This is a genomic window from Flavobacterium sp. MFBS3-15, from assembly GCF_026107645.2.
Lineage (GTDB): Bacteria > Bacteroidota > Bacteroidia > Flavobacteriales > Flavobacteriaceae > Flavobacterium.
In genome coordinates this window covers 21666-43867 of the sequence record NZ_JAPCHV010000021.1, presented here as the reverse complement: position 1 = coordinate 43867, position 22202 = coordinate 21666, and the positions used below count along the sequence as shown (strand labels likewise).

Below are 22202 nucleotides of genomic sequence, written 5' to 3'. Positions count from 1 at the left end.
TTATAGCACATTACTAAACATTATAAAATGAGAAGGATTCTCTAATCTTTAGTTATGACAATATCTAAGTGTTAAAGAAAATATTTTTTAAGAAAAGATTAATATGCAGGAAATTATGTCATTACTCTGTTCATAAGACCTTAAAAAATAGCAATTTTTCAGGAAACTAAAAATATAACGTAAGAATAAATAAAACAATTCCTGTTAAAAAAATGGCATAGGTATTGTAAAGTACATGACATTCGTAGTAACTTTAATCACTGAAATACGAAAATCTTAAACTTTAAACCTGATTAACGATTATGAAAAAATTCCTTTTTTTAAGCCTGTTCATGATGGCTTTGGCATCATGCGGCTCACTTGACACCAAATCCCAATCCGGGCTTAAAGGCAACTGGACAATTTCAAGTGTAACCTATCCGGGGTCAGACTATATCAAAGTGACTTCATTTGACATTGCCGACTCAAAATGCCTTGAAGGCAGTTCGTGGAATTTTGTGCCTAATAATAATAAAGGCACAATGAGCATCAGCAAAGCCAACTGCCCTTCGTTTACCAGCCCAATTGTCTGGACAGTAACTAAGGAAGGTGCATTCACCCTGAAAATAACTAATGGCGAAAAGGCTAAAAGAGTAAGTGAAGGGTACTTCCTCCAAATGAGGAACCAAACCGAAAACTCATTCCAGCTTATTGATAACGTTAACGTTGGAGGTAAGAATGTAGAGGTGACTTATCAATTCTCTAAAATGTAAAAATCAATAAAACTAAAATAAAATAAGACTATTATGAAAACAATGAAAATTTATGCTGTTGCTGCTGCATTTATGTTCAGTATCGGCTTTACCTCTTGCGAAGCGGTAAAAAATACTAACAATACACAACGTGGTGTGGCTATAGGTGCAGCTTCGGGCGCAGTGATTGGGGGGGTACTTGGTAACAATGTAGGCAAAGGGGGTAATACTGCACTTGGAGCTATCATTGGCGGAGTTGTAGGCGGTGCTGCCGGTGGACTTATCGGAAACAGGATGGACAAGCAAGCCCAAAAAATAGACCAGGCGCTTCCAGGAGCTGAGGTTGAAAGGGTTGGTGAAGGTATTAAGATAACACTTGGTGAAAACTCAGTGAACTTCGACCTGAACAAGTCGACACTAACCTCTACTGCAAAAGCTAATCTTGACAAGTTGGTACCTGTATTCAACGAATATCCTGATACCAACATCCAGATTTTCGGATATACAGACAGTAGTGGTGCAGACGATTATAACCTAAAGCTTTCAGAACAAAGGGCTGCTTCGGTTAAAACATATCTTTCAGGAAAAGGCATCAGCTCGGCCAGGATAGTAACTATTGGACGCGGTGAAGCCGATCCTATTGCTGACAACTCTACGGCTGAGGGTATGCGCCAAAACAGGCGTGTTGAATTTGCTATTACAGCAAATGAAAAAATGATACAGGAAGCCCAACAACAGGCAGAAAAAAAATAAGGTTAACACAATGAGTATTAAGGGGCTTTCTTAAAAAGATAGCCCCTTTATTCATTCTGGTATTAGCCTTTAGTAAATATCATGCTGAAATTCTGTGTGGTGTCAACCATAACATGCAGCCTTTTGTCCTGGTAAACCACCGGCATTTCCTGTATTGAGCCATCCTCCATTTTTAGTGAAAGATATTGTTTTCCATCCTTTTCGGTCAACGAATAGCCATTGGTTTCAGATGTACCTGCCATACCCATTTTCATAGTAGTAGCATCAAAATCAACAAAACCTCCGTCAAATTGGCCTGCGGCCTCCTGCATACCCGCCTTCATTCCCTCCATAGCTTCCTCGTTTACCAGCGCTTTCATTTCTTCGGAAAGGACTATTTGCTGCGTAGCCAGTTCGTACTGTATGCCCGAGGCGCTGAAAGCGGCAATTTTCCAGTGGCCCTGAATGTCTTTACTGCTGATTTTTTGTGCAAAGGCAAATGTAGTTGCAAGGCAAAAAGCCATTGCAATAAAAAAATTGTGTTTCATGATTACTTTTTTTGATTGATAATTATTAGACGAAACACACATCGTTTTGTTACAGCAGTTTAAGACTTCGGCAAACTGTATTTATAGCATCCATTTGACAGTAACTTTAAATAGTATTAATTTTGGATAAAACAATCATATTATGGACATCAAAAAAGTTTTTGAAAACAATAAAGCCTGGGTTGCCCGTCAGCTGGAAACCAACGAAAAATATTTTTCAAACCTTTCAAAAGGGCAATCGCCGGCCATATTGTATATAGGATGTTCCGATAGCCGCGTAACTGCTGAGGAACTAATGGGTGTACAGCCTGGCGAAGCATTCGTACACCGTAACATTGCCAACCTTGTACCGAATACTGACCTAAATGTCATGTCGGTCATCAACTATGCTGTTGGTGTACTAAAAGTGGATCACGTAGTGGTATGCGGGCACTATGGCTGCGGGGGTATACTTGCCGCCATGCAAAACCAGGATTTGGGGATACTTAACCCGTGGCTGCGCAACATTCGCGATGTGTACCGTCTGCACCGCAAGGAAATAAATGCCATTGAAGACGAAAAGCGTAAATATGAACGCCTGGTAGAGCTCAATGTACAGGAGCAATGCATTAACGTGATCAAGACAGCCGAAGTGCAAAAAGCCATATCCGAACGTGGACTCACCGTTCATGGGTGGATTTTCGACATCCACAGCGGGTCACTCATCGACCTGTCTATCGACTTCAGGGAAATCATGAAGAACATTGCTGATATTTACAGGATTGGGGTGGCAGAATAATTTTGACAACAACGATTTTATTTGTTCGTCAAAACCAATATATTTGCACACCTTTCTTACAAAGGCAATCGGGATGTAGCGCAGCCTGGTAGCGTACTAGCATGGGGTGCTAGGGGTCGCTGGTTCGAATCCAGTCATCCCGACCGTAGAAGCTGAACAAAATGTTCAGCTTTTTTTTTTGAAAATAAGTGCACCTTATCGCCACATTCGAAAGAATTGGCATTAAACTAACGCATCTGCTACATGGCAGACTTTTACCTATTGAACTATAAGTCCGTACAATTCTTTTTAGTAGTTTTACAAAAAGCAACAAATTAAATGTCAATAAATTTTAAAACAATATTTACCCTTTTGGTGTCTTGCTTATGGTACTGTGCCGGTGTTGCCCAAAATTTTGATGCTCCTGTAAGCAACGCCACGGGCGACCTTAACAAAGACGGCATCGAGGACCTGGTTACCGTAATGCAGGATACCCTTCACGAAAATGCACCGTACAGGATAGCAGTTTTTTTTGGGATTGAAGATGGGAACCACAAACTTGTAGTATCGTCTGACCAGTTGATTGAACCGCAATATCCCGATGGCAGGGATGGCTACAGATACGGAAATGGTTTTGAAGGCATTGAGATTAAAAAAGGCATCCTGATTGTAAACAACTCCTTGCTACGTGGGTATTTTGAGTATAAATTCCGTTACCAAAATGGCAATTTTGAGCTTATTGGCTATACCAACGGCAGCAGCGATGGTGTGGGCAGAATTTACTCAGAGGATTTTAATTTATCTACGGGCGACAGGTTCCTCAAGGAAGAAAATTATGAAACGGGAAAAATAGTAAGAAACGAAAAAACCAAAAAGCTCATCCGGCCGCTGCCTAAGCTACAGGACGTGAAGGCTTTTGAGGATAACTGGTAATATATATCAGACCTTAGGTTTGCCTTTAAACATCCCTACAACCTTTTTACCTGCCATTACCACCAATACCGCAACAACACCTGCCGCAAGACCTATGACAAATTCTTTCAGCATCACAGGAATATTGGGCAGCAGCTCATGAAAGAAATGAATATTGTGCGCGAACAATCCGCCCGATACAAGCAGTAAAGCTATCGTACCTATCACGGCAAGGCATTTGATTACAATGGGAAGCAGCTTTACCAACAGATTCCCCAATCCGCCCAAAAAGCCTTTATTATTACTGCGTTTTATCAGGTTGAAACCGGCATCGTCCATGCGTACAATAAGCGCCACAAGTCCGTAAACACCTACGGTTGCCAATAGTGCCACTACCGAAACAGTGATGATTTGGGTGGTAAGGTTCTTTTCCAAGACAGTTGAAAGCGCAATGATGACAATTTCTACCGAAAGAATAAAATCAGTAATGACAGCCGAGCGTACTTTTTCTTTTTCCACATCAGCTGATTCCTGTTGCACCTCCTGCGATTCCGCAACTATTTTAGCTACTTCGCCTTTATTATGGTGCTTACGATGGAACAGGTATTCGACAATCTTTTCGACACCTTCGTAGGCCAGGTAAAAACCGCCGGCAATAAGTATATAGGTAATCGCTACTGGCAGGTAATAGTTAAGCAGGAAAACAACCGGCAGTATCATAACCTTATTAAGAAATGACCCCTTTGTTATCTTCCAAAGCACGGGCAATTCACGCGATGCCAAAAATCCTGTCGCCTTTTCTGCATTAACCGCAAGGTCATCCCCAAGGATGCCTGCCGTTTTACGTGTAGCAATTTTACTGGTTACGGCCACGTCGTCCATCAACGCGGCAATGTCGTCTAAAATTGCAAAAAAACCTGATGCCATAATTGTATATTGAAGCGTAAAAGTAGTGAGAATGCTTGTAAACGTAAAAGTTTTTCAGGCAGTTTAATACTATTTTATGCTGCAATAGCGATTGATTGGCTTTAGTCCCACTTTTCTTCTACAATTTCAGCTTTTAGTCGGTCATTGATATCGAACTTTGGCCTGCTAAATGCAAAAATGGTAGTACCGTATTCCCTTGCCAGCGGATTGGCAACAGAATCGGATACAAACCCTTTTTCGAAAAACGGGCCCGTCTTCTCAAGTTCGTCCTTTTCGTTTTGCAGCTCTTTTACGCGGATGACATTATATACCGGTTTGTCCAGTTCAAACCAGTTGATATAATCGGCATTGAATGATACGGCACCGATGTTTTTATCGGCGCTGTAATAATTGATGGCCCCGGCCTGCCCGTAATTGTCGCACAGCACAAGCGTATGCCCTTGCGGCAGCTGGCTTATAGCAGCGTCAACTTTCGCGGCAAGTTCTTTCCAGCCCAGCATGTCGGCCATGTCCTGCGGAAGCTCGTGGTTCTTGCCGTCTTCCCACCGGAGCAGACCTATTTTCATATAAGTATCCTTGTGGTTGATTATTTCCTGCGGACTTTCTATCGAAAAACCTATGTTAAAAGCCATTACATAAAATGCCACGGGTACTAGCACAAAAACCGGCTTCAGGTATTTTTTAAAGCCCACATTCAGCACATTACCCAAAAAAACTGACCCAAAAGCGATGTAAACAGGATACAGCCCAATCGCATAATACCCTTTCGCCCTGAAAAAAAGAAATGCACCCAGTGTAAATGCAAATATCCAAAAGAATACCCTGTATTGAGCAAATGGCTTGTAGGATAACAATGCATACAACGCTGCCAAAATTACAGGCAGTGCGCTGAAAAAGAAGATAAGCTGCTCTTTAAGGAACAGCCAACGGCTTACATGCACAAGCTGTGTGTCGGTGAGTTCCTTCATGTGGTGTATTACAGGGAAGTTATTGGCATACTGCCAGATGAGGTTGGGCAATATGAGGATAAAAGCAAGAACGGCGGCAAGATAAATATCTTTTTTGGCGAGCATTTTACGCTGACTTGTGATGAGCAGTGCCGGAAGGAGCCCCAGTGCCAGGAACGCGACATTGTACTTGTTTAGGAAACCCAGCGCAAACACCACACCGCCCCACAGCAACCATTTTGGGCGTTGCGTATTAATGTATTTGATGAGGAAATAATAGATGGCCGTCCAGCAGAGTATGTCGGCCGAGTTGGGCTGGTAGAGGAAATTGATGCGCACCAGCACCGAAAGCAGCACGCAAACCGCGCCAAGCACCAGCGTGTAAAGGCTGCCCCTCAGTTCCTCAATGGTTTTCCAGACGACGAGCAGGGTGAGCGCCCCGAACAATGCCGGAAAGAACTTTACTGCAAATACCGAACTGCCCAGCAGCTTTATGAACCAGGAAAGCCACGATGTGAGCGGTGGTACGGACAGGTAGCCCCATGCCAAATGGTCGCCCTGGTCCAGGTGGAGGTATTCGTCGCGGTGAAGATCATAGTCCGGGTTGATGAGAGTAAACTGCAATATGAACTTCGCTGCAATAAATGCCAAAAGTATCCAGGCCGTGTTACTGGCAGGTTTGCTTTGCAATGTTTCCATGTCCATGTTTTTAAGACGGTAAAACCGTCCGGTTGCATTACAAATAAAGGGAAATACTTTCAATGCTTTAAACCACAGACAAAAAAATGCGCATTATTCCTTTATAAATTTTGCCGCATACACACCCTTATCTGTTGCAATGCTGATATGATAAATGCCATTGCTTAGGGCCCAAACCGCTACGGCAGCAATATTTCCCGAATGGCTGTAAACCGTTTGCCCCAGCATATTGGTTATCGAAACATATTGCACTTCAATTTCTCCCGCTTCCGCGAATGCGATATTGAGAATGTCTTTTACCGGGTTGGGATAAAGCAATACATTGCCTTTTTCAAAGCTATCTACGCCCAATACTTCTGAAAGCTCCCCTTCAGTAGTTTTAGCATACAGCCCAATCGTTCCTGGCTTTGTTATTTTGAATTCTACAAAAGCATAGCCATTCTCGGTGCCGGAATTTACAGGTATAATTTTCTCTGCGCCGGGAAGCATATAAGTATTTGTCGACATCGAAGCCACTACTCCCATAGCTGTGTTATTTTGCGAAAGGAACCAGCCCGCATCTACAATTTCACCGACAGGCGGAGGCGTTAGAAGGATATTGGTATATTCTGCCGCCGAATAAAACACCCTTACCGTCAGGCCTTCATTCTCAACATAGTTTTCCGTATCGCTTATCGATACCATGCGGTTGCCCACACGTATGCTGTTAGCTCCACTGCTTTTTTGGTAATAATTATTAACCGATGTTATTCCCGTCGGCAGTGCGCCTATGCCATTATTATTGATGACTACGGATTGGGGAGAAAAGGCATTCCCGTTATCGGTAACCGTCAGCATCTTTCGTGCGCGGTCAGCCGGATTGGCCCAATTATAATTGCATTCGGTGGATATAAGCGTAATATTGCTGTTGGATGGGGCAAGGATTGGTGTCGAAGCCGCCAGGTTGGTATCGCCGGTTATGGTCCAGCCTTTGCCACCGCTTGCAACAGGCAACACAAGATTGGCCCGTGCCGCCGCGCCCTCATTGCAGTAATACATGCCCAGGGCGCCCATTACGATACCATCGGGGCCATTCTCGCTAAAGCCTGTAAGTGTTTCATCATAATTGGCTACGCTCATGCCGCAGTTATCGAATATGCCACCAAAGAAACTATTCATAGATACGGCCGGATTCAGGTTATAGGCCCATTCTGCCAGGCTTTGGTTGAAGGAAGTGGCGTCTTTAAACATGGCTTCCATATACAATGCCGCCGAAACATCCCACCCGCTGATATCCTGATTGAAAGCTGTTGCCCTCTGGAACATCCCCATCATGTTCCATATCGATGAAACATTCCAATTACTAATATCCTGATTGAAGGAAGCAGCATCTTCAAACATCCCGCCCGCAGTCTCTGCATTACTTACATCCCAATCTCCAATAGGCTGATTGAAGGCATCGGCATTCATAAACATGCCACTGATGTTAGTGACCGACGAGAGGTTCCAGCTACCGATTGGTTGATTGAATGCCACAGCATCGCGGAACATAGACATCATTGAAGTTACATTGCCCGTTTCCCAGCCCCCTATGTTTTTGTTGAAAGATGATGCTCCCTGAAACATCGATTGCATTTCGGTAACATTGGAGGTATCCCAGCCACTCAGGTCTCCATTGAAAGATGTAGCACCCTGAAACATCCCGAACATATTGGTAACCGATGATGTATCCCAATTGGTAAGGTCCCGGTTGAAGGATGTGGCCGAACCAAACATATAGTTCATATTGGTAACCGATGATACATCCCAATTGCCAATGGGCTGGTTGAATGCCGAAGCACTGGCAAACATATTCATCATGTCGGTCACAGATCCTGTATTCCAGCCACTGATATTTTGATTAAATACGGTATTGCCGTTAAAAAGGTTGCTCATGTCAGTAACATTGGAAGTATCCCAACTCCCGATGTTGGCAGGGCCATTTAGCGCCAGGCAAAACTGAAACATTTGTGCCATGCTCGTCACTCCCGAAAAATTAGGCACATCAGCAGCCGTTATGTCAAGGTACATGCAGCCGTAAAAAGCTCCTTTTAAGTTGGTCCAAGCACTGTTGCCCCATTGTGTTACCTTTCTCAGCTTAAAGCGCTCGCTGCCATAGTTAATATATATTCTGGGGAAACTACCTGTGATTTTCACCACATAGTCGGTATTGTATTCAAGGTTGTTGAAAACAGCATTGCCTGTTACATTATTCAGTGTGGTGATTATAGTGTTGGGGCTGGCAGCCAATGCTATAGTAGCGGTATAGTTGTAACCACTTCCCGTGGTAGGCACGGTAATGCTTGTTGATGCCGTGGTATTCCATTCGGTAATGAACTGGCCGAATGCCGAAAAGGATAGTATGAGTAATGCGAAAAGGAATTTTATTTTCATAAGGATCGATTATTGTTTAATGAACTTCCCGTTCCAATTGCCTTTATCTGTAGCAAGCTGGATTTGATATACTCCAGATGCAAAGGCGCTTACATCTATGGTAGTGCTATTACCTCCATAAACCGTTTGTCCCAACATGTTTACCACCAAAACCTTTTGTATTAAAAAAGAAGCATTATCCGGCAACTGGATGTTTACTACAGAACTTGCAGGATTAGGATATAGCTTTATCGGGCGCAGGCCGGTAAAGTCATCCGCGCCCATGCAGGCCTCTACGGTAAGCTGTATTGGTACCGTTATGGTAGTACCGCATTCGTTGGTCATGGTGCAGGTATAGATGCCCGAGTCAGCAACTGTAGTATTGGCTATGTAGAGTACCGCCGTAGTCTGTGAAGCTTGTACCGCAGAGCCTTTACGCCACACATAGCTTGTAGCATTGATGTTTTGGGTATCAAAGGTAAATGGATCGCCTTCGCAAATAAGGAACGATGTCGTTTCGAATAATTGGTAAGATGGCTTGCGGCATACCTCTATAAGAGGCTGGTAATTGTTTGAAGTGCCTCCTGTTACCTTTAAAGCAACACCCTGTGTGGCGGGGTCGTACTCAAAATGCCCGGTTTGACAGGGACCGTAAATCTTGCCATTTGTAGCTTTCACGAGCATATGCTGGGGAAGCCTAACCACCCCGCCTTCGGCAAAATTGTGTAGGAGCGCAAAAGTTTCTGTCGCAATATCATACGTAAATATCGACCCCCTGCGGTTGGGATAATTGGTGCTGTCATCATGAAAACCAGCCAGTGTGCCGTATAACTTTCCCCCATCCAAAATTAGCGGACTTGGTCCACGCCCGATGGTAGCGTAATCAAAATCGAATTTCTTTACCATTGTGGCGGTAGCGATCGTGTACTCGAAAATGGTACCACTGCCACCCGGGGCTACACCCTGTGGCCCTACGTGCGCACCACCTGATGAGGTGCCGTATAGCTTGCCCGGTGAAGCCTCAATCAATTTAGTACCCTCTATAGGACTTTGAACATCTGACCCATTCCACCCAAACACGAATACTTTGGTAAGCTGCTGCGTGTTAAGGTTAAGCCGGTAAATACCGCCCGGATAAGGCACGTTTTGCGGTGATGGTGCCATGGAAGTAGTGATGTACACATGGCCGTCCGAAGCTTTCATCAGCTCGCCATTGAACGTGGGTTGCAGGGTACTGAGCTGGTAAGGAAACTGCGGGATTGTTGCCACAATGCTTGCCTCCTCTGTATCGATGCTGTATTTGAATATCGACCTGCCACCATTGGTAGTGCCATAAATCCAGCCCGGAACAGCCTCGGTCAGGCCAAACAGATTGCCACCGCCGTTACCGTTAATTATGGTATTGTTGAGCACCCGGTATTCTTCGGTAACAGGGTCGTATTCAAACAACACTCCCCACGGAATGTCCTGCCCGCCCTGCGATGTGGCTATGCCGTACAGTTTGCCGTTGGATGCCTGTAACATCCTGCCTTTTGGATACCTCCCCAAAATTCCGGTAGGGTCAAATGTGTGGTACACCTCAACATCGGCAGAAGTGCCCTCGACTGGTACGCCCACCATTTCATAATTGTCGGGTATACCCCTGTAGCCCAATAGTTCTTTTTGGCTGTAGGCAGCTGTAAAGACAAATAGTGCTGCAAACAGCGCTACTGCCTGCATTGGTTTGGAAAAATTGTACATCGGTAGGTTTTAATGGTCTTATGCTAATAACCACCCAACCATTAAATACCCTACCGGAACAATGTTATGTTTTTGTTTCCAGCTATTTTCTGTGCTCTTCCAGCAGAGGTAGAAGGCGATCAATTACTTTTATCTCACCGCTGGCAATAAGGTCAAATATGGTTTTACCGTCACGGTTCGGAAAATTGGGGTCGGCACCGCCTTCCAGCATAGTTATTATGGCGTCTGTAGCAATGGGAGAATACCGCAGCATGAATTCCAGTAAAGTTTCACCTGAATGGGGGTCAATAACGTTGAAGTTCACCCCGTTTTTCGCAAGGGCATCCACATACTTTTTATTGCGCACATACGAAAAGAAGAGGTCAAACAGCAGGTCGGTCCTTTCAGCACGCATCATAGAAGGCACATTGGGCGTCGCGCCATATTCGAGCATCAGCTTAAAGGCCGGGAAATATCCCGAATTATGTGCCACCGACAGCATTGGGTATTTAAAATAGGAATCGTAATAATCAGGGTCGGCACCGTGTACCAGCAGCGCTTCAAACACATCCTTTTCCTTCATGTATTTGAACAAAATGTTATTATCCACCGGTAGCAGGCCACGGCTTTGAAGCAGTTCCAACGTTTGCTGCTTTTTCTTTTCGCTTATTTTTTTCATGGGTATCGATTTCAAAACAAAGATAGGATTTTCGGCAAAAAGGGCAACTGTGCTGTTAAATCTTCTGCAAACGAATTCCTTAAAAAAACAATCCTTTGTAACTTTAAATAAAAACTAAAGCCATGCCCGAAGGACCCAGCATCATAATCGCCAAAGAAGAAACGGAAATTTTTGAGAACCATGTGGTCATCTCGGCAACCGGCAATGCAAAAATAGATTTGTCGCGGCTGGAGCACAAAAAACTCTTAGGCGTACGAACATGGGGCAAACACCTGCTGCTTTGCTTTAGCGGGTTTACCATCCGCATCCACCTTATGATGTTTGGCACCTATCTTATCAACAAGAGAAAAGCTACAAAACTCAGGCTGGGTTTAGTATTTAAAAGCGGCGAACTCAATTTTTACACTGTAAATGTAAAGTTGTTGGAGGGAGACATTGACGAGCATTATGACTGGAGCGCAGATATAATGAATGATAAATGGGATTCCGGAAAAGCTAAATCGAAATTAAAAGACATTCCGGAAAAACTTATATGCGACGCGCTACTTGACCAAAATATATTTGCTGGTGTTGGCAATATCATAAAGAACGAAGCGCTTTACCGTGCTCGTATCCATCCAAAATCAAAAGTTGGAAAGATACCGGCAAAAAAGCTTTCTGAACTAATTGACGCTGCAAGGGACTACAGTTTTGATTTTCTTAAATGGAAAAAGGAAGGCACTCTTAAAAAACATTGGGAGGTATATACAAAACACAAATGTAAACGCTGCGACCTTCCTGTAACTAAGGAATATACCGGCACAACAAGGCGTCGGAGCTTTTTTTGCGAAAACTGCCAGAAACTTTATATATGAAACCCGAAAACATAATCACTGGATGCTCAAGCTATAATACCGCTTCGTGGAAAGGGCTTTTTTACCCGGAGGATATCCCAAAGAGTAAGTGGTTCCAATACTATTGCGAACATTTCAGTACCTATGAGCTGAACAGCACTTTTTATAAGTTCCCAACTGTAAAAACACTACAGAACTGGTACAATAAAACACCCGGGGAATTCCTGTTTTCGGCGAAAGCCTTCAAAGGCATTACCCATTACAAAAAATTCAGTAACTGCACGCAGGAGATTGCCGACTTGTATGGAACGTTAAGTGAAGGCCTTGCAGAAAAGCTTGCCTGTGTGCTGTTTCAGCTGCCACCATCTTTCAGCTACAGTGAGGAACGGCTGGCGCTTATCATTGAATCGCTTGACTTTTCATTTAAAAACGTAGTAGAATTCCGCCATGAAAGTTGGTGGAGACAGGATGTGGCGGAAGCATTAGCCAATGCCGGCATAACCTTTTGCAGTGTCAACTATCCGAAATTGCCCACTGATATTATAGCAACAACATCAACCGGTTACGTAAGGATGCATGGCAATCCAAAACTGTTTTACTCAAAATACAGTGAAGGGGACCTGCAGGATCTTCACAAAAAACTTTTAGCCCATAATTTTCATGAAGCATTCGTATATTTTAATAATACCGCAAGTGAAGCGGCTATTGAAAATGCAATTTACTTTAAGGAAATGCATTAAGGCGAAGTTTAATGAACACTCTAAGGATCAATTATTATATTTGCTGTAATAAAAACCAACGCTATGAAAAAACTATTTTTATTCGTAACGGCTTTAGCCTTTACACTGACGGGTTGTGAGGACAATGAATCCCCTTCAACCATTATGACTTCTGAAATCACTGTAGATGATGTGAGCTTTAAGCCTTCGCGCACCGGCTTGCTCACCTATTTTATGGAAGGCACCGACGGGGTACAGGATGTGAGGCACCTCAACCTCATAAAAACTAACGGCAACATAATAACCCAGGGCATTTACATCAATCTGGACCTTAAAGAAGGACGCACTAACGAAGGCGGTTCGTATATTTTTCACATTGGTGAAACAGCGACCAACCTTTTTGCTAATGGAATTTATGTAGAGGGCGAGATGTCCTATGGCATTGCCGGCGGAACGGTACACGTAACCGAAATGACCGATGGTTATTACAAGCTTATATTTGAAGACGTTGAAGCCCGCGATGTTTTTAACCCGTCAAATAACCGAATGATAAACGGCGAGTTTAAAGGTAAATTCAAGGTTGTTAACCCGACAATAGAGTAACTGGGAAAAAGCATGATAAAGCCTCTGTTTACACAGGGGCTTTTTCTTTGTACAATAAACGCACCTCGCATAAGTTTACTATATTTGAGGAACTTAATGACCAACCGCATGAAACGCCTTTATACGCTGTTTTGCGTTATTTTGCTTATCATTACAGCGTCAGCACAAAACCTTATCAAGTGCGATGACGGCAGTTCCTATTGGATATTGAAAGGCAAAGGGAAAATGTTTGTCCTACACCTTCGCGGGGATGTAGCACAAGCCAATATTCCGCAACTGCTTAATATAGAGGAGACAGGCCTGCACTATAACATCCTCAACAAATCGGAATACCTAAAAAAAGGCGGCGGCGGCAGTGATGCAGCGGTGCTGACCCGTTTCATACAGGGGGAGGAAAAGTTCCTGGGCGAAAAGATGAAGCCTGAATATGAACTTAAAAAGCTGCCCTCCGGGAAAAACTGCCTGCTGTGGCACCACGACTGGTTTGGCGCTGATGAGGCCACCGAGCAGCAGGTGCATGTAACCATCATCCTCAATGGTGCCATAGTGTGGCTTTCGGCACCAAAGTTTGTGGGACAGGACCGCACCAAAATTGAGTCCTTTTTACTCGAAACCATTGCGACTTTGAGGTCAATTAAGGATACAAAAGGGTTATGCGGCAAGTAATTTATGGTCCATAAAAGAGGATTTTATAACCGTTGAAAGGAGATTTTTTATACCCTTTCCAAATACTTTAAAAATTTTCAAATCCAACCTTATGCGAAAAAAAATATTTTTCTTTTTTGTCTTCGTTTCCGCAATCGGAATGCAGGGCCAGGAGCTTGTAAAATGCAGCCGGGGTAAAACATTTTGGTCAATTCCTGCCCTCGGAAAAAACTATACCCTCCAACTGGCCGGCAACGCTGAAAAAGCCAACCACGAAAGACTGATAACCGTTGACGGAAAAAACCTTCAGTTCCTGGTAGCTGATAAAAAAGCTCATGTTGAAAATGCAAAAAGTGAAGACGACCTGAAGGTGCTTGTATCGTTTGTTAGGGGGGAGTCAAGCTATATCATATCTCGGCTCATGGTCACAATGGAGATAAGGAGCGAGGCGGTTACCCTCTCAAACGGCAAAAAAGCCATATTGTGGTCGTATCAGATGCCTGATGGCCACAACGACCAGGTAACCATGCAACACTACATCAACGTTATTGAGGGCGATATGATATTCGGGCTGGCCTCTGCTGATTTTGAAGGCGATGACCCTGAAAAAACCAGGCAAATGCTGGTGGATATCCTTGGAACGCTGATATCGGTTAAAGATCCAAAAAAACTATGTGACCAATGAAGAAAGCCCTTCTGCTTTTAGTAGCCTTTGCGGCAACAGTAAGCGCGCAGATTACAACCGACCTTGCCTCTATCCCTGCTGACTGGACAAAAGTAACCGAAATGGAAGACGGCCCGGCAGTGTACCAAACCTGCGACGGCGGCAACCTCAGGCTGAAGCTTTATAAAGAAAAGGGCAAATGGTACCTGCTTTGTTACGGACAACAGGAGGATTACCTGTTTGAAGTGAAAAAAGCTTCGGGAACAAAAAAGATAGTCCTGGATGGGGTGTGGGACGGCTCGAAAGAAAAGCAGCAGTTCACCTTCTCCTGGACGGATAAGGCAAAAGGACTGGGCATATGGGAGGCTAAAGGCTGGGATTGGGATTTCGCCTTTGTAACGCTTTGGGACGAGGTGAACTACCCGCACATTGCCCAGCCCTGTATGGAATGCTGGGAAGAGGAATGCGAAGGCATGGAAGACTACTACGACCCTATAGACCGGATAAGGGCCATATTCTCCAACTATGTGCATGATGGAGAGTCGACCGACGGTAATGAGAATAAGACAAAAATGGCCAAAGCGCTCGATGAGCTTAAAGGCAAAAAACTATCCCAAACCGACCTGCAACTGCTCATAAATGTTTGGATGTATTATGACCCAACCGATTTTGATACCGCAATAAAGAAATCCAAAGCACTGCTTGTGGCTAACCGAACCGAAAGCGTAACGGCAATAAAATACATGATTGCGCACAAACGCGAATGGGAAAGCGCGGACTCTGCCCCCTACTCCGAACTGCCGTTGCTGCTCGTAGAATTGGAAGGCAAAAAATAACTTGCTTCGTTCCCAACCTTTACCTTAAAAAAATGCTCTATAGCTGTAAGGCCAAAATAAGCGGCCATTAAAACCATGAAACAGCTATTTGCATTCCTCGTCCTTCCCTGCCTGTTGCTTGCAGGTGAGATAAAGCCAAAATCGACCATTAAGGAAGTTACCGTGTACCGCAATGGTGCCCAGGTAACATCGGAAGCAGCGGTCAGCTTGCCGAAGGGCGTATCCGAAGTGTACCTCACCGGACTCTCACCGCTCATCGACCAGAACAGTATACAGGTAAGCGGGCTGAAGGATGCCTCCATATTAAGCATCAGCTATGCCGTAAATTATGTTGACAAGAAGGCCGACACCGGCAGGATAAAGCAACTGGAAGCTTTACTGGCCGAAAAGCGCAAGGAAAATTCGGTGGTGCAGAACCTCATTAACGGGCTTAGGGAAGAGCAGACGCTGCTTACCTCCAACCGTGCCCTGAAAGGCGAGCAGCAGGGACTGACCGTATCACAGGTAAACGCCTTTGCCCAATACTATCGTGAAAGGCACGCCGCCATACAAAACGAAATATATGACGCATCGCTGAAAAACGCACAGCTCAACCGCGAGATTAACGACCTCTCGCAGGAGATGGGCAAGCTGCAGACTGAAAGCCGTGAGCAGCGCGGCGAGATACTGGTAAAGATCGATGCTCCCGCTCCACTTATGTTGAACCTGGTTACCAAATACAACGTTTCACAGGCAGGATGGTTCCCTGTTTACGACATCAAGACCGCTGGCATCAGGCAACCGATAAGCATTTTTTATAAAGCACACGTATTCCAGCAAACCGGTGAGGACTGGACCGATGTGAAGGTAACGCTATCTACAGGCGACCCCAACGGGAACAACATAAAGCCAACCGTTGATCCGCAGTACCTCAACTTTGTACAGCAATACCGCCAGCCGGTAGTCAGCGAAAAGAGCTATGGTTACAAGTACAACCCTACTATTAAAAAAGTAACCGGCGTTGTATACGACCAGACCGGGATGCCGGTGCCGGGGGTGAATGTAATAGAACAGGGAACAAATAACGGGACCCAAACTGATATTGACGGCAGGTATTCGATCAATATTAATTCCGGGCAAAATATAGAATATTCTTACATTGGAATGAGAGGCCAGACCCTCCCTGTCTATGCGCAGCAGATGAATGTAACCATGCAGGAAGATGCACAGTTACTGGAGGCTGTGGTGGTTACGGGGTATGGAACACAAAGTAGAAAAGCTGATGGCTATTTTAATTCGGCTTCTTCAACTATTGTAAACAGGGATGACCTTGACCAGCAAACCGCTACCGGAGACATAAAAGAAATGGGCGTCACCAATGCCGTGTTCAAAATTACCAAGCCGTACAGCATTGCCTCGACACAGGAAGTGACCGTCATAACCATCGACCAGTTTGACATGACTGCAGCCTACGAATACTTTACCGCACCGTTGCTCAATGAAAATGTATTCCTTACCGCCAAGGTGAAGGATTGGGAGAAATTCGACCTGCTTCCGGGCGAAGCGAATGTATATTTTGAAGGCAGCTTTGCCGGCAAAACCTTCCTTGACCCCTTGCAGACCACCGAAGAGCTTGTAATATCGCTTGGCGTTGACCCGAATGTCATCGTAGAACGCAAACAGGTGGATAACCTCAAAGCCAAATCATTCCTGGGCGGTACGCGCATCGTTACCAAAAACTATGAGATTACTGTGCGCAACAACAAGGCTACCGACATCGACCTGGTGCTGATGGACCGCATTCCGGTTTCGCAAAACAAGGAAATTAAAGTGGAAGAGGTAAAAACCGGTGGCGCTGAATATGACGAAAAGAAAGGCCTGCTTACCTGGAAGATCAACATGGCACCAAAAGATGCCATCAAGAAGCAGCTATCTTATGAGATACGCTACCCTAAAGATAAGAGGGTTAATATGTAGGCAGACATACCGCAATCGGTCATATATAACAAAAGCCGGTGCATTGCTGCACCGGCTTTTGTTATATATGGACTTTTTAGAAAGAAATACTGCTTTTCACCACAATGCCTGAAATGTCGTTAGGGTTGAGCTGGTATCAAATTTTAATAGATAATTCCAAATGCCCTCCTAATCCCTGCTCAACTATTTCTTGCAATGTTGAAAGGCGGGCTTCCTTAACATTGTTTTCAATCTTTGAAATATAGGATTTGGTTGTACCTGCCTTCTCTTCTTCCTGTGTCAGGCCTTTTTGAAGGCTTCCCGTATCATCGCGGCCTGCACTAAAAACTATAGGCAAAAACCGCTGATAAACTAGCCATATGCCTATGCTTCTGCTATTTTAATACAAGTAAGTTTGAGAAACTTTAAAAATCAAATTTATGGCAACAACAGTATTTGCTGAAGAATCAGCTATTAGCGAAGAATGGCTAACTTATATCACAAATGAGGCATATGCACTATCAAGGCTTAGTGACTTTGAAATTGAGAACTATGCTGACAGGGAAGTACTTAATCCCGAAGTAGGACAATATCTTGACCAACTGGACATTGATACCGAGGAACAGGAATTTGTGTTTAAGTCCTTTACTGCACTATCCTCGGCAGGGGCCTTCAATACTTTTTCTTTGTCTTTTAGCGAACAAAGGGAAACAGCTCAATTTGGGATAAGGCTATTCAAATTTAGCAGGATAAAAGAAAAGATCCGCAGAATATTATGCCAAATCCTTTCCGAGCTGGAGGAAGACGGAACCATCAACTGGAAAGAGATTATCAAAGCAGTGTTGCTTGCCTTAGCCGGTGGTTTTTTTGGTGGCGCACTAGGAGCCATATTGTTACCAGTACTTATTTCTCTGATTGCCAAAATCATCAGGATGGGCCTTGACAGCGTTTGCCCGATAGCTTAAGGGCAAATAAAAAACAAAAGCCGGTGCATTGCTGTACCGGCTTTTGTATGTATTGACTTTTAGAAAGAAATACTGCTTTTCTCCACAATGTCTGAAATGTCGTCAGGGTTCAGCTGGTAGCGGTACAGCCCGAACTCGCCTATGGCAAAAAGGTCATCGCCACGGATGATAACATCGTGGCAGATCCTCTGGAGGACACCTACCTGCACAAGGTTTTCAGGGTTGGTAATGTCGAATATCTTTATTTTGTCATCGCACACAAAAAGGTAATTACCATACAGCCCCAGCCCTTTTGGGTAGCTCAGTTCAACCATGTTAATGAGTATGGGTTCATTGGGGTTTGAGGTATCATAAACATTGAGCACATTCACCATGTTGCCGCACCAGGAGTTGGAGTGCAGGGTAACAAAGGAGTGCGTTTCGTTGGCCACTACCGGGTCACACGCTGTGAAGTGCTGCACAGCAGAAACAAGTGTAGGGGTTTCAGGGTTCGCCAGCGAATAGATGTACATGCCGTCTTGTGAACCGATATACAAATAGTCTTCGCGGGCAAACAGCGTTTCGATGTTATTGCCAATGGAGACCGTATTCACCTTAACGGGCTCTGACTCGTTTATTACTGAAAAGACATTGAGGCTGGAATGGTCTACCGTATAAAGGTAGTTATCCACCAATGCAAACACGGCAAGTGAACCTCCCTGACCGTCACCTTTGTCGATCTCAGCGCCGTTATTCACCGTATCGGCACCACTGCCGTCACCGGAACATCCGAAAAGCAGGAATATAAAAGCTGTACAATAGTATATGTAATTTTTCATGATGCTGCTTTTTAAATTTGTTCCCATCCTATTATCACTTCATCATCGGCCACATTGTCTATTGTCCCATCTGGCGACGGCATCGACGGGAATACGTCCCTGTTGCGTCCTACCAATGTAATCGTACCGTCTTCACTATAAGACATCACCACCAGGTCGGTCGCCTGGTTGATGTAAATAACATGTGCCCTCATGGCAAGGTCGGTCGACCCGGGGATATTGATGAAACCCATCGGCACGGGATTTGCCGGGTCGGTATAATTGTACACATGGAATCCTTTACGCACATCGTTGATGAACAGCAACCCATTCTTGATGTAGATTTTCCCGGCTTTGGTAATGGCCTGCTCAGGCATTACCTGCACGGCAGCTTCAAATTCGTCACGGTTCATGACTATAGGCTCAAATTGCTGCGGGGGCGGGGTGGTAAGCACCACATTGTCGGGGTCGCCGTACCCCTCACAGCCTGCCAGCAGCAATACGGGAAGCCCGGCAAGCATTAGTCGTAAATGTTTCATAAATAATTGGTTTATAGCAGGTTTATTTCATTATGATGCCAAAAAGCTAAAACGGTTGCGTCAGGGCATATTAATTTTAGACTAAAGATAATGAACTTGTTAATACAAAAAACAAAACAATAAGGCGCGCATAATATTTTATATATTTACAAAACAAACAACATTCATAAAAAACTATGGGCTATACAGATAAAATGCTTCGTGACAATGCGCTCGAAGGCAAGGTAATAGTAGTAACCGGCGGTGGCAGCGGCCTGGGCAAATCGATGACAAAATACTTCATGGAACTGGGCGCCAGCGTAGCCATCACATCGCGCGATCTCGAAAAACTGCAGGGAACTGCGAAAGAACTGGAGGAGCAAACCGGCGGGAAATGCCTTGCCGTACAGTGTGATGTGCGCCACTATGACCAGGTGGAGGCCATGCTGAAGGCTGTACTGGATGAGTATGGCAAAGCCGATGTACTGCTGAACAACGCCGCGGGCAACTTCATTTCGCCAACCGAGAGGCTGTCAGCGAATGCCTTTGACACCATCATCGACATTGTACTGAAGGGCAGCAAGAACTGTACGCTCGCTTTTGGCAAGCACTGGATAGATACCAAACAGGAAAAATCGACCATACTGAACATAGTTACGACCTATGCATGGACGGGTTCGGCCTATGTGGTGCCGAGCGCAACAGCCAAAGCCGGCGTACTGGCCATGACGCGCAGCCTTGCGGTGGAGTGGGCCAAATATGGCATCCGCTCCAACGCCATTGCACCGGGGCCCTTCCCTACAAAGGGTGCGTGGGACAGACTGCTGCCGGGCGACCTGAAAGACAAGTTTGACCTTGCAAAAAAAGTACCGCTTAAGCGCGTGGGTGACCACCAGGAATTGGCCAACATTGCAGCCTACCTGGTTTCCGATTTTTCTGCGTATGTAAATGGAGAGGTGATAACCATCGACGGTGGTGAATGGCTGAAAGGTGCAGGGCAGTTTAACCTGCTTGAAGCCATACCCGAAGAAATGTGGGACATGCTGGAGATGATGATAAAAGCTAAGAAGGATAAATAGTTGATGGTTTCTCATTGATTATTGCCAAACCTTCATTTTTTTTAGACATATATTATAAAATAAGCAGGCCGAAACAGCCTGCTCTTTTTTTACCATAATTTTTAATTCTTATTTAGACTTACTTTAAATAATTTCTATATTTGCAACACAAAATTATTTTTAATCAATCTAAATAAACATCCAATGATGAAAAAATTACTTTTAGCAGCCACTATGCTTACAGGTATGTTTGCTACGGCTCAGGAAGGCTATACACAGGTTACGGTTGAAATGCAGCCGGCATATGCCAACCAGGTATATTATAAATTTGCTACTAATACACAGACCCCTGTAGCTGCAGCCAACTGGGACCTTTCCTTTGAAAAAGCCGCCGGACAAATGGCTCTTGGAGCAATCCGTGTGAACGATGCCAGGATAAAAGTATTCCAGGCAGCAAGCACCGAAGCCGGATATGCAACTGTTGATGTTACGCAGGAAGCATCATGGACCGAACTTTACAACAGCCACCTGACATGGAGTGAAGGCGCTTTTGACAATGCCGTGAACAATTCGCCCCTTGCCTACGGTTGGGGCAACTACAACCCGGGCAATCACCACGTAGAAGGCGTTATTGTATTTGTATTGAAATATACCGACAACACCTACAAAAAGATATTCATTGACGATTACAACCCTTTCAACGGGAACATTGAATTCAAATATGCATCGTGGGATGGGGCTGCCTGGAGCGCTGACCAGGTTAAAACAGTTAACCCTGCGACTGACGCAACACATAATTTCACCCACTTTTCGCTAACGGCAAACGATGTGGTGGCCGTAGCTCCTGCCGATGCTGACTGGGACATGGTATTCAGGCAGTATTATTCTCCTGTAACTGCAGGCGGAGAAACAGTAATGTACAAAGTTACAGGTGCACTGCAAAGCCCGCTTGTAACTGTAGCGCAGGTTGCCGAAACAGGAAACACGGCAGAAACCCCTGCCCTTCCTGCCGCATCGGCTTATGCTGCTGACATCAACACTATTGGTGACGACTGGAAAGCTTTTTCAGGCGGTGCTTATGTTATCAACCCGACGAATACGTACTATATAAAACATACAGACGGCAATATCTACAGGATGTTCTTTACGGCATTCTCAGGAACTGCCGCAGGCACACTTGCATTCAATTACAAAAACGTATCATCGACAGCAGGCATGGAAGGTTTTGACAAGAACGCATTCGGCTTCTACCCTAACCCTTCCTCTGATAAAAACATCACGCTCATCTACGACCTGCAAAACAGCAATGCCACCAAAAATACGGTAAGCATCTACTCCATGACAGGCGCTAAAGTGTTTGAAACCGAACTGGCTGCCGATGGTTTTAATGCGAAAGAGATCAGCCTTTCGAACCTCACTTCGGGCATGTACATCGTTACGCTGGAGTCGGGTAAAAATACAGTATCTAAAAAACTGGTTATCCAATAACCCAACTGAAAAAGAGGGAAAAGCCATGCAGCGATGCGTGGCTTTTTTTATTTGCCCATGTTAACAATTTCCGTTTTCACGAACCATAAATAATTGTAT

General features: G+C 44.6%; 23 protein-coding genes and 1 tRNA gene. 15 read left to right on the top strand and 9 right to left on the bottom strand.

Annotated elements, in window-relative coordinates; all coding sequences use genetic code 11:
- Positions 1-302 precede the first annotated feature (302 nt).
- Both OGH69_RS16340 and OGH69_RS16335 read left to right on the top strand, forming a co-directional pair.
- Positions 303-752 carry a lipocalin family protein gene (locus tag OGH69_RS16340; protein WP_265175564.1) on the top strand — a complete coding sequence of 150 codons (450 nt, stop codon included), beginning with the start codon at positions 303-305 and terminating at the stop codon, positions 750-752.
- Between the two features lie 33 nt (positions 753-785).
- Positions 786-1484 (top strand): YiaD family glycine zipper/OmpA-like lipoprotein, encoded by a 699-nt coding sequence (locus OGH69_RS16335; RefSeq protein ID WP_265175563.1) that lies wholly within the window; start codon positions 786-788, stop codon positions 1482-1484.
- Between the two features lie 62 nt (positions 1485-1546).
- Here OGH69_RS16335 and OGH69_RS16330 read toward each other — a convergent pair whose 3' ends face one another.
- On the bottom strand, positions 1547-2011 hold the full coding sequence (locus tag OGH69_RS16330) for a hypothetical protein (RefSeq protein ID WP_265175562.1): 465 nt from the start codon (positions 2009-2011) through the stop codon (positions 1547-1549).
- Positions 2012-2153: 142 nt separating this feature from the next.
- Between OGH69_RS16330 and OGH69_RS16325 the strand changes: the two genes are divergently transcribed.
- From OGH69_RS16325 to OGH69_RS16315, 3 genes are all read left to right on the top strand, one after another.
- A complete protein-coding gene (locus OGH69_RS16325; RefSeq protein WP_265175561.1) occupies positions 2154-2789 on the top strand; it encodes a carbonic anhydrase in 636 nt (211 codons plus the stop codon).
- A 69-nt stretch (positions 2790-2858) separates the two neighbouring features.
- A tRNA-Pro gene (locus OGH69_RS16320) sits at positions 2859-2932 on the top strand.
- A gap of 175 nt (positions 2933-3107) precedes the next feature.
- Positions 3108-3701 carry a hypothetical protein gene (locus tag OGH69_RS16315; RefSeq protein ID WP_265175560.1) on the top strand — a complete coding sequence of 198 codons (594 nt, stop codon included), beginning with the start codon at positions 3108-3110 and terminating at the stop codon, positions 3699-3701.
- Positions 3702-3707: 6 nt separating this feature from the next.
- On the opposite strand, the gene OGH69_RS16310 is transcribed toward OGH69_RS16315, so the two are convergent.
- From OGH69_RS16310 to OGH69_RS16290, 5 genes are all read right to left on the bottom strand, one after another.
- The gene (locus OGH69_RS16310) at positions 3708-4607 is read right to left on the bottom strand and encodes a DUF808 domain-containing protein (RefSeq protein ID WP_265175559.1); all 900 of its coding nucleotides are present in this window, start codon (positions 4605-4607) and stop codon (positions 3708-3710) included.
- Positions 4608-4708: 101 nt separating this feature from the next.
- The gene (locus tag OGH69_RS16305) at positions 4709-6253 is read right to left on the bottom strand and encodes a glycosyltransferase family 39 protein (protein WP_265175558.1); all 1545 of its coding nucleotides are present in this window, start codon (positions 6251-6253) and stop codon (positions 4709-4711) included.
- 93 nt (positions 6254-6346) lie between these two features.
- On the bottom strand, positions 6347-8665 hold the full coding sequence (locus OGH69_RS16300; protein ID WP_265175557.1) for a BspA family leucine-rich repeat surface protein: 2319 nt from the start codon (positions 8663-8665) through the stop codon (positions 6347-6349).
- A gap of 9 nt (positions 8666-8674) precedes the next feature.
- Positions 8675-10384: a T9SS type A sorting domain-containing protein gene (locus OGH69_RS16295; protein ID WP_265175556.1), complete on the bottom strand. Its 1710-nt coding sequence runs from the start codon at positions 10382-10384 to the stop codon at positions 8675-8677.
- 82 nt (positions 10385-10466) lie between these two features.
- Entirely contained in the window at positions 10467-11042 is a 576-nt protein-coding gene (locus OGH69_RS16290) for an ankyrin repeat domain-containing protein (RefSeq protein WP_265175555.1), read from the bottom strand.
- A 122-nt stretch (positions 11043-11164) separates the two neighbouring features.
- Here OGH69_RS16290 and OGH69_RS16285 point away from each other — a divergent pair, with 122 nt between their 5' ends.
- The 7 genes from OGH69_RS16285 to OGH69_RS16255 all read left to right on the top strand — a co-directional run bounded on the left by OGH69_RS16285 (position 11165) and on the right by OGH69_RS16255 (position 17298).
- Positions 11165-11896, top strand: a complete 732-nt coding sequence (locus OGH69_RS16285) for a DNA-formamidopyrimidine glycosylase family protein (protein ID WP_265175554.1) — start codon at positions 11165-11167, stop codon at positions 11894-11896.
- A complete protein-coding gene (locus OGH69_RS16280) occupies positions 11893-12615 on the top strand; it encodes a DUF72 domain-containing protein (RefSeq protein WP_265175553.1) in 723 nt (240 codons plus the stop codon). The genes OGH69_RS16285 and OGH69_RS16280 overlap by 4 nt, the downstream gene beginning before the upstream one ends.
- Positions 12616-12678: 63 nt before the next feature.
- Positions 12679-13197, top strand: coding sequence for a hypothetical protein (locus OGH69_RS16275; RefSeq protein WP_265175552.1), 519 nt, complete (start codon positions 12679-12681; stop codon positions 13195-13197).
- 108 nt (positions 13198-13305) lie between these two features.
- Entirely contained in the window at positions 13306-13863 is a 558-nt protein-coding gene (locus tag OGH69_RS16270; protein WP_265175551.1) for a hypothetical protein, read from the top strand.
- A gap of 91 nt (positions 13864-13954) precedes the next feature.
- Positions 13955-14527: a hypothetical protein gene (locus OGH69_RS16265; RefSeq protein ID WP_265175550.1), complete on the top strand. Its 573-nt coding sequence runs from the start codon at positions 13955-13957 to the stop codon at positions 14525-14527.
- Positions 14524-15342 carry a hypothetical protein gene (locus OGH69_RS16260; protein WP_265175549.1) on the top strand — a complete coding sequence of 273 codons (819 nt, stop codon included), beginning with the start codon at positions 14524-14526 and terminating at the stop codon, positions 15340-15342. The genes OGH69_RS16265 and OGH69_RS16260 overlap by 4 nt, the downstream gene beginning before the upstream one ends.
- A gap of 75 nt (positions 15343-15417) precedes the next feature.
- Complete coding sequence (locus OGH69_RS16255) at positions 15418-17298, top strand: DUF4139 domain-containing protein (protein WP_265175548.1); 1881 nt, start codon at positions 15418-15420, stop codon at positions 17296-17298.
- 136 nt (positions 17299-17434) lie between these two features.
- Here the strand turns inward: OGH69_RS16255 and OGH69_RS16250 are convergent, their stop codons facing one another.
- Positions 17435-17635: a helix-turn-helix domain-containing protein gene (locus tag OGH69_RS16250; RefSeq protein ID WP_265175547.1), complete on the bottom strand. Its 201-nt coding sequence runs from the start codon at positions 17633-17635 to the stop codon at positions 17435-17437.
- Between the two features lie 82 nt (positions 17636-17717).
- Here OGH69_RS16250 and OGH69_RS16245 point away from each other — a divergent pair, with 82 nt between their 5' ends.
- A complete protein-coding gene (locus OGH69_RS16245) occupies positions 17718-18242 on the top strand; it encodes a hypothetical protein (protein WP_265175546.1) in 525 nt (174 codons plus the stop codon).
- Between the two features lie 59 nt (positions 18243-18301).
- Here the strand turns inward: OGH69_RS16245 and OGH69_RS16240 are convergent, their stop codons facing one another.
- Both OGH69_RS16240 and OGH69_RS16235 read right to left on the bottom strand, forming a co-directional pair.
- Positions 18302-19060: an LVIVD repeat-containing protein gene (locus tag OGH69_RS16240; protein ID WP_265175545.1), complete on the bottom strand. Its 759-nt coding sequence runs from the start codon at positions 19058-19060 to the stop codon at positions 18302-18304.
- A gap of 11 nt (positions 19061-19071) precedes the next feature.
- Positions 19072-19578, bottom strand: a complete 507-nt coding sequence (locus tag OGH69_RS16235) for a hypothetical protein (RefSeq protein WP_265175544.1) — start codon at positions 19576-19578, stop codon at positions 19072-19074.
- A 176-nt stretch (positions 19579-19754) separates the two neighbouring features.
- Between OGH69_RS16235 and OGH69_RS16230 the strand changes: the two genes are divergently transcribed.
- Together OGH69_RS16230 and OGH69_RS16225 are read left to right on the top strand one after the other, a co-directional pair.
- Positions 19755-20636, top strand: coding sequence for an SDR family oxidoreductase (locus OGH69_RS16230; RefSeq protein WP_265175543.1), 882 nt, complete (start codon positions 19755-19757; stop codon positions 20634-20636).
- Between the two features lie 183 nt (positions 20637-20819).
- Positions 20820-22103, top strand: a complete 1284-nt coding sequence (locus tag OGH69_RS16225; RefSeq protein ID WP_265175542.1) for a T9SS type A sorting domain-containing protein — start codon at positions 20820-20822, stop codon at positions 22101-22103.
- Positions 22104-22202: the final 99 nt, after the last annotated feature.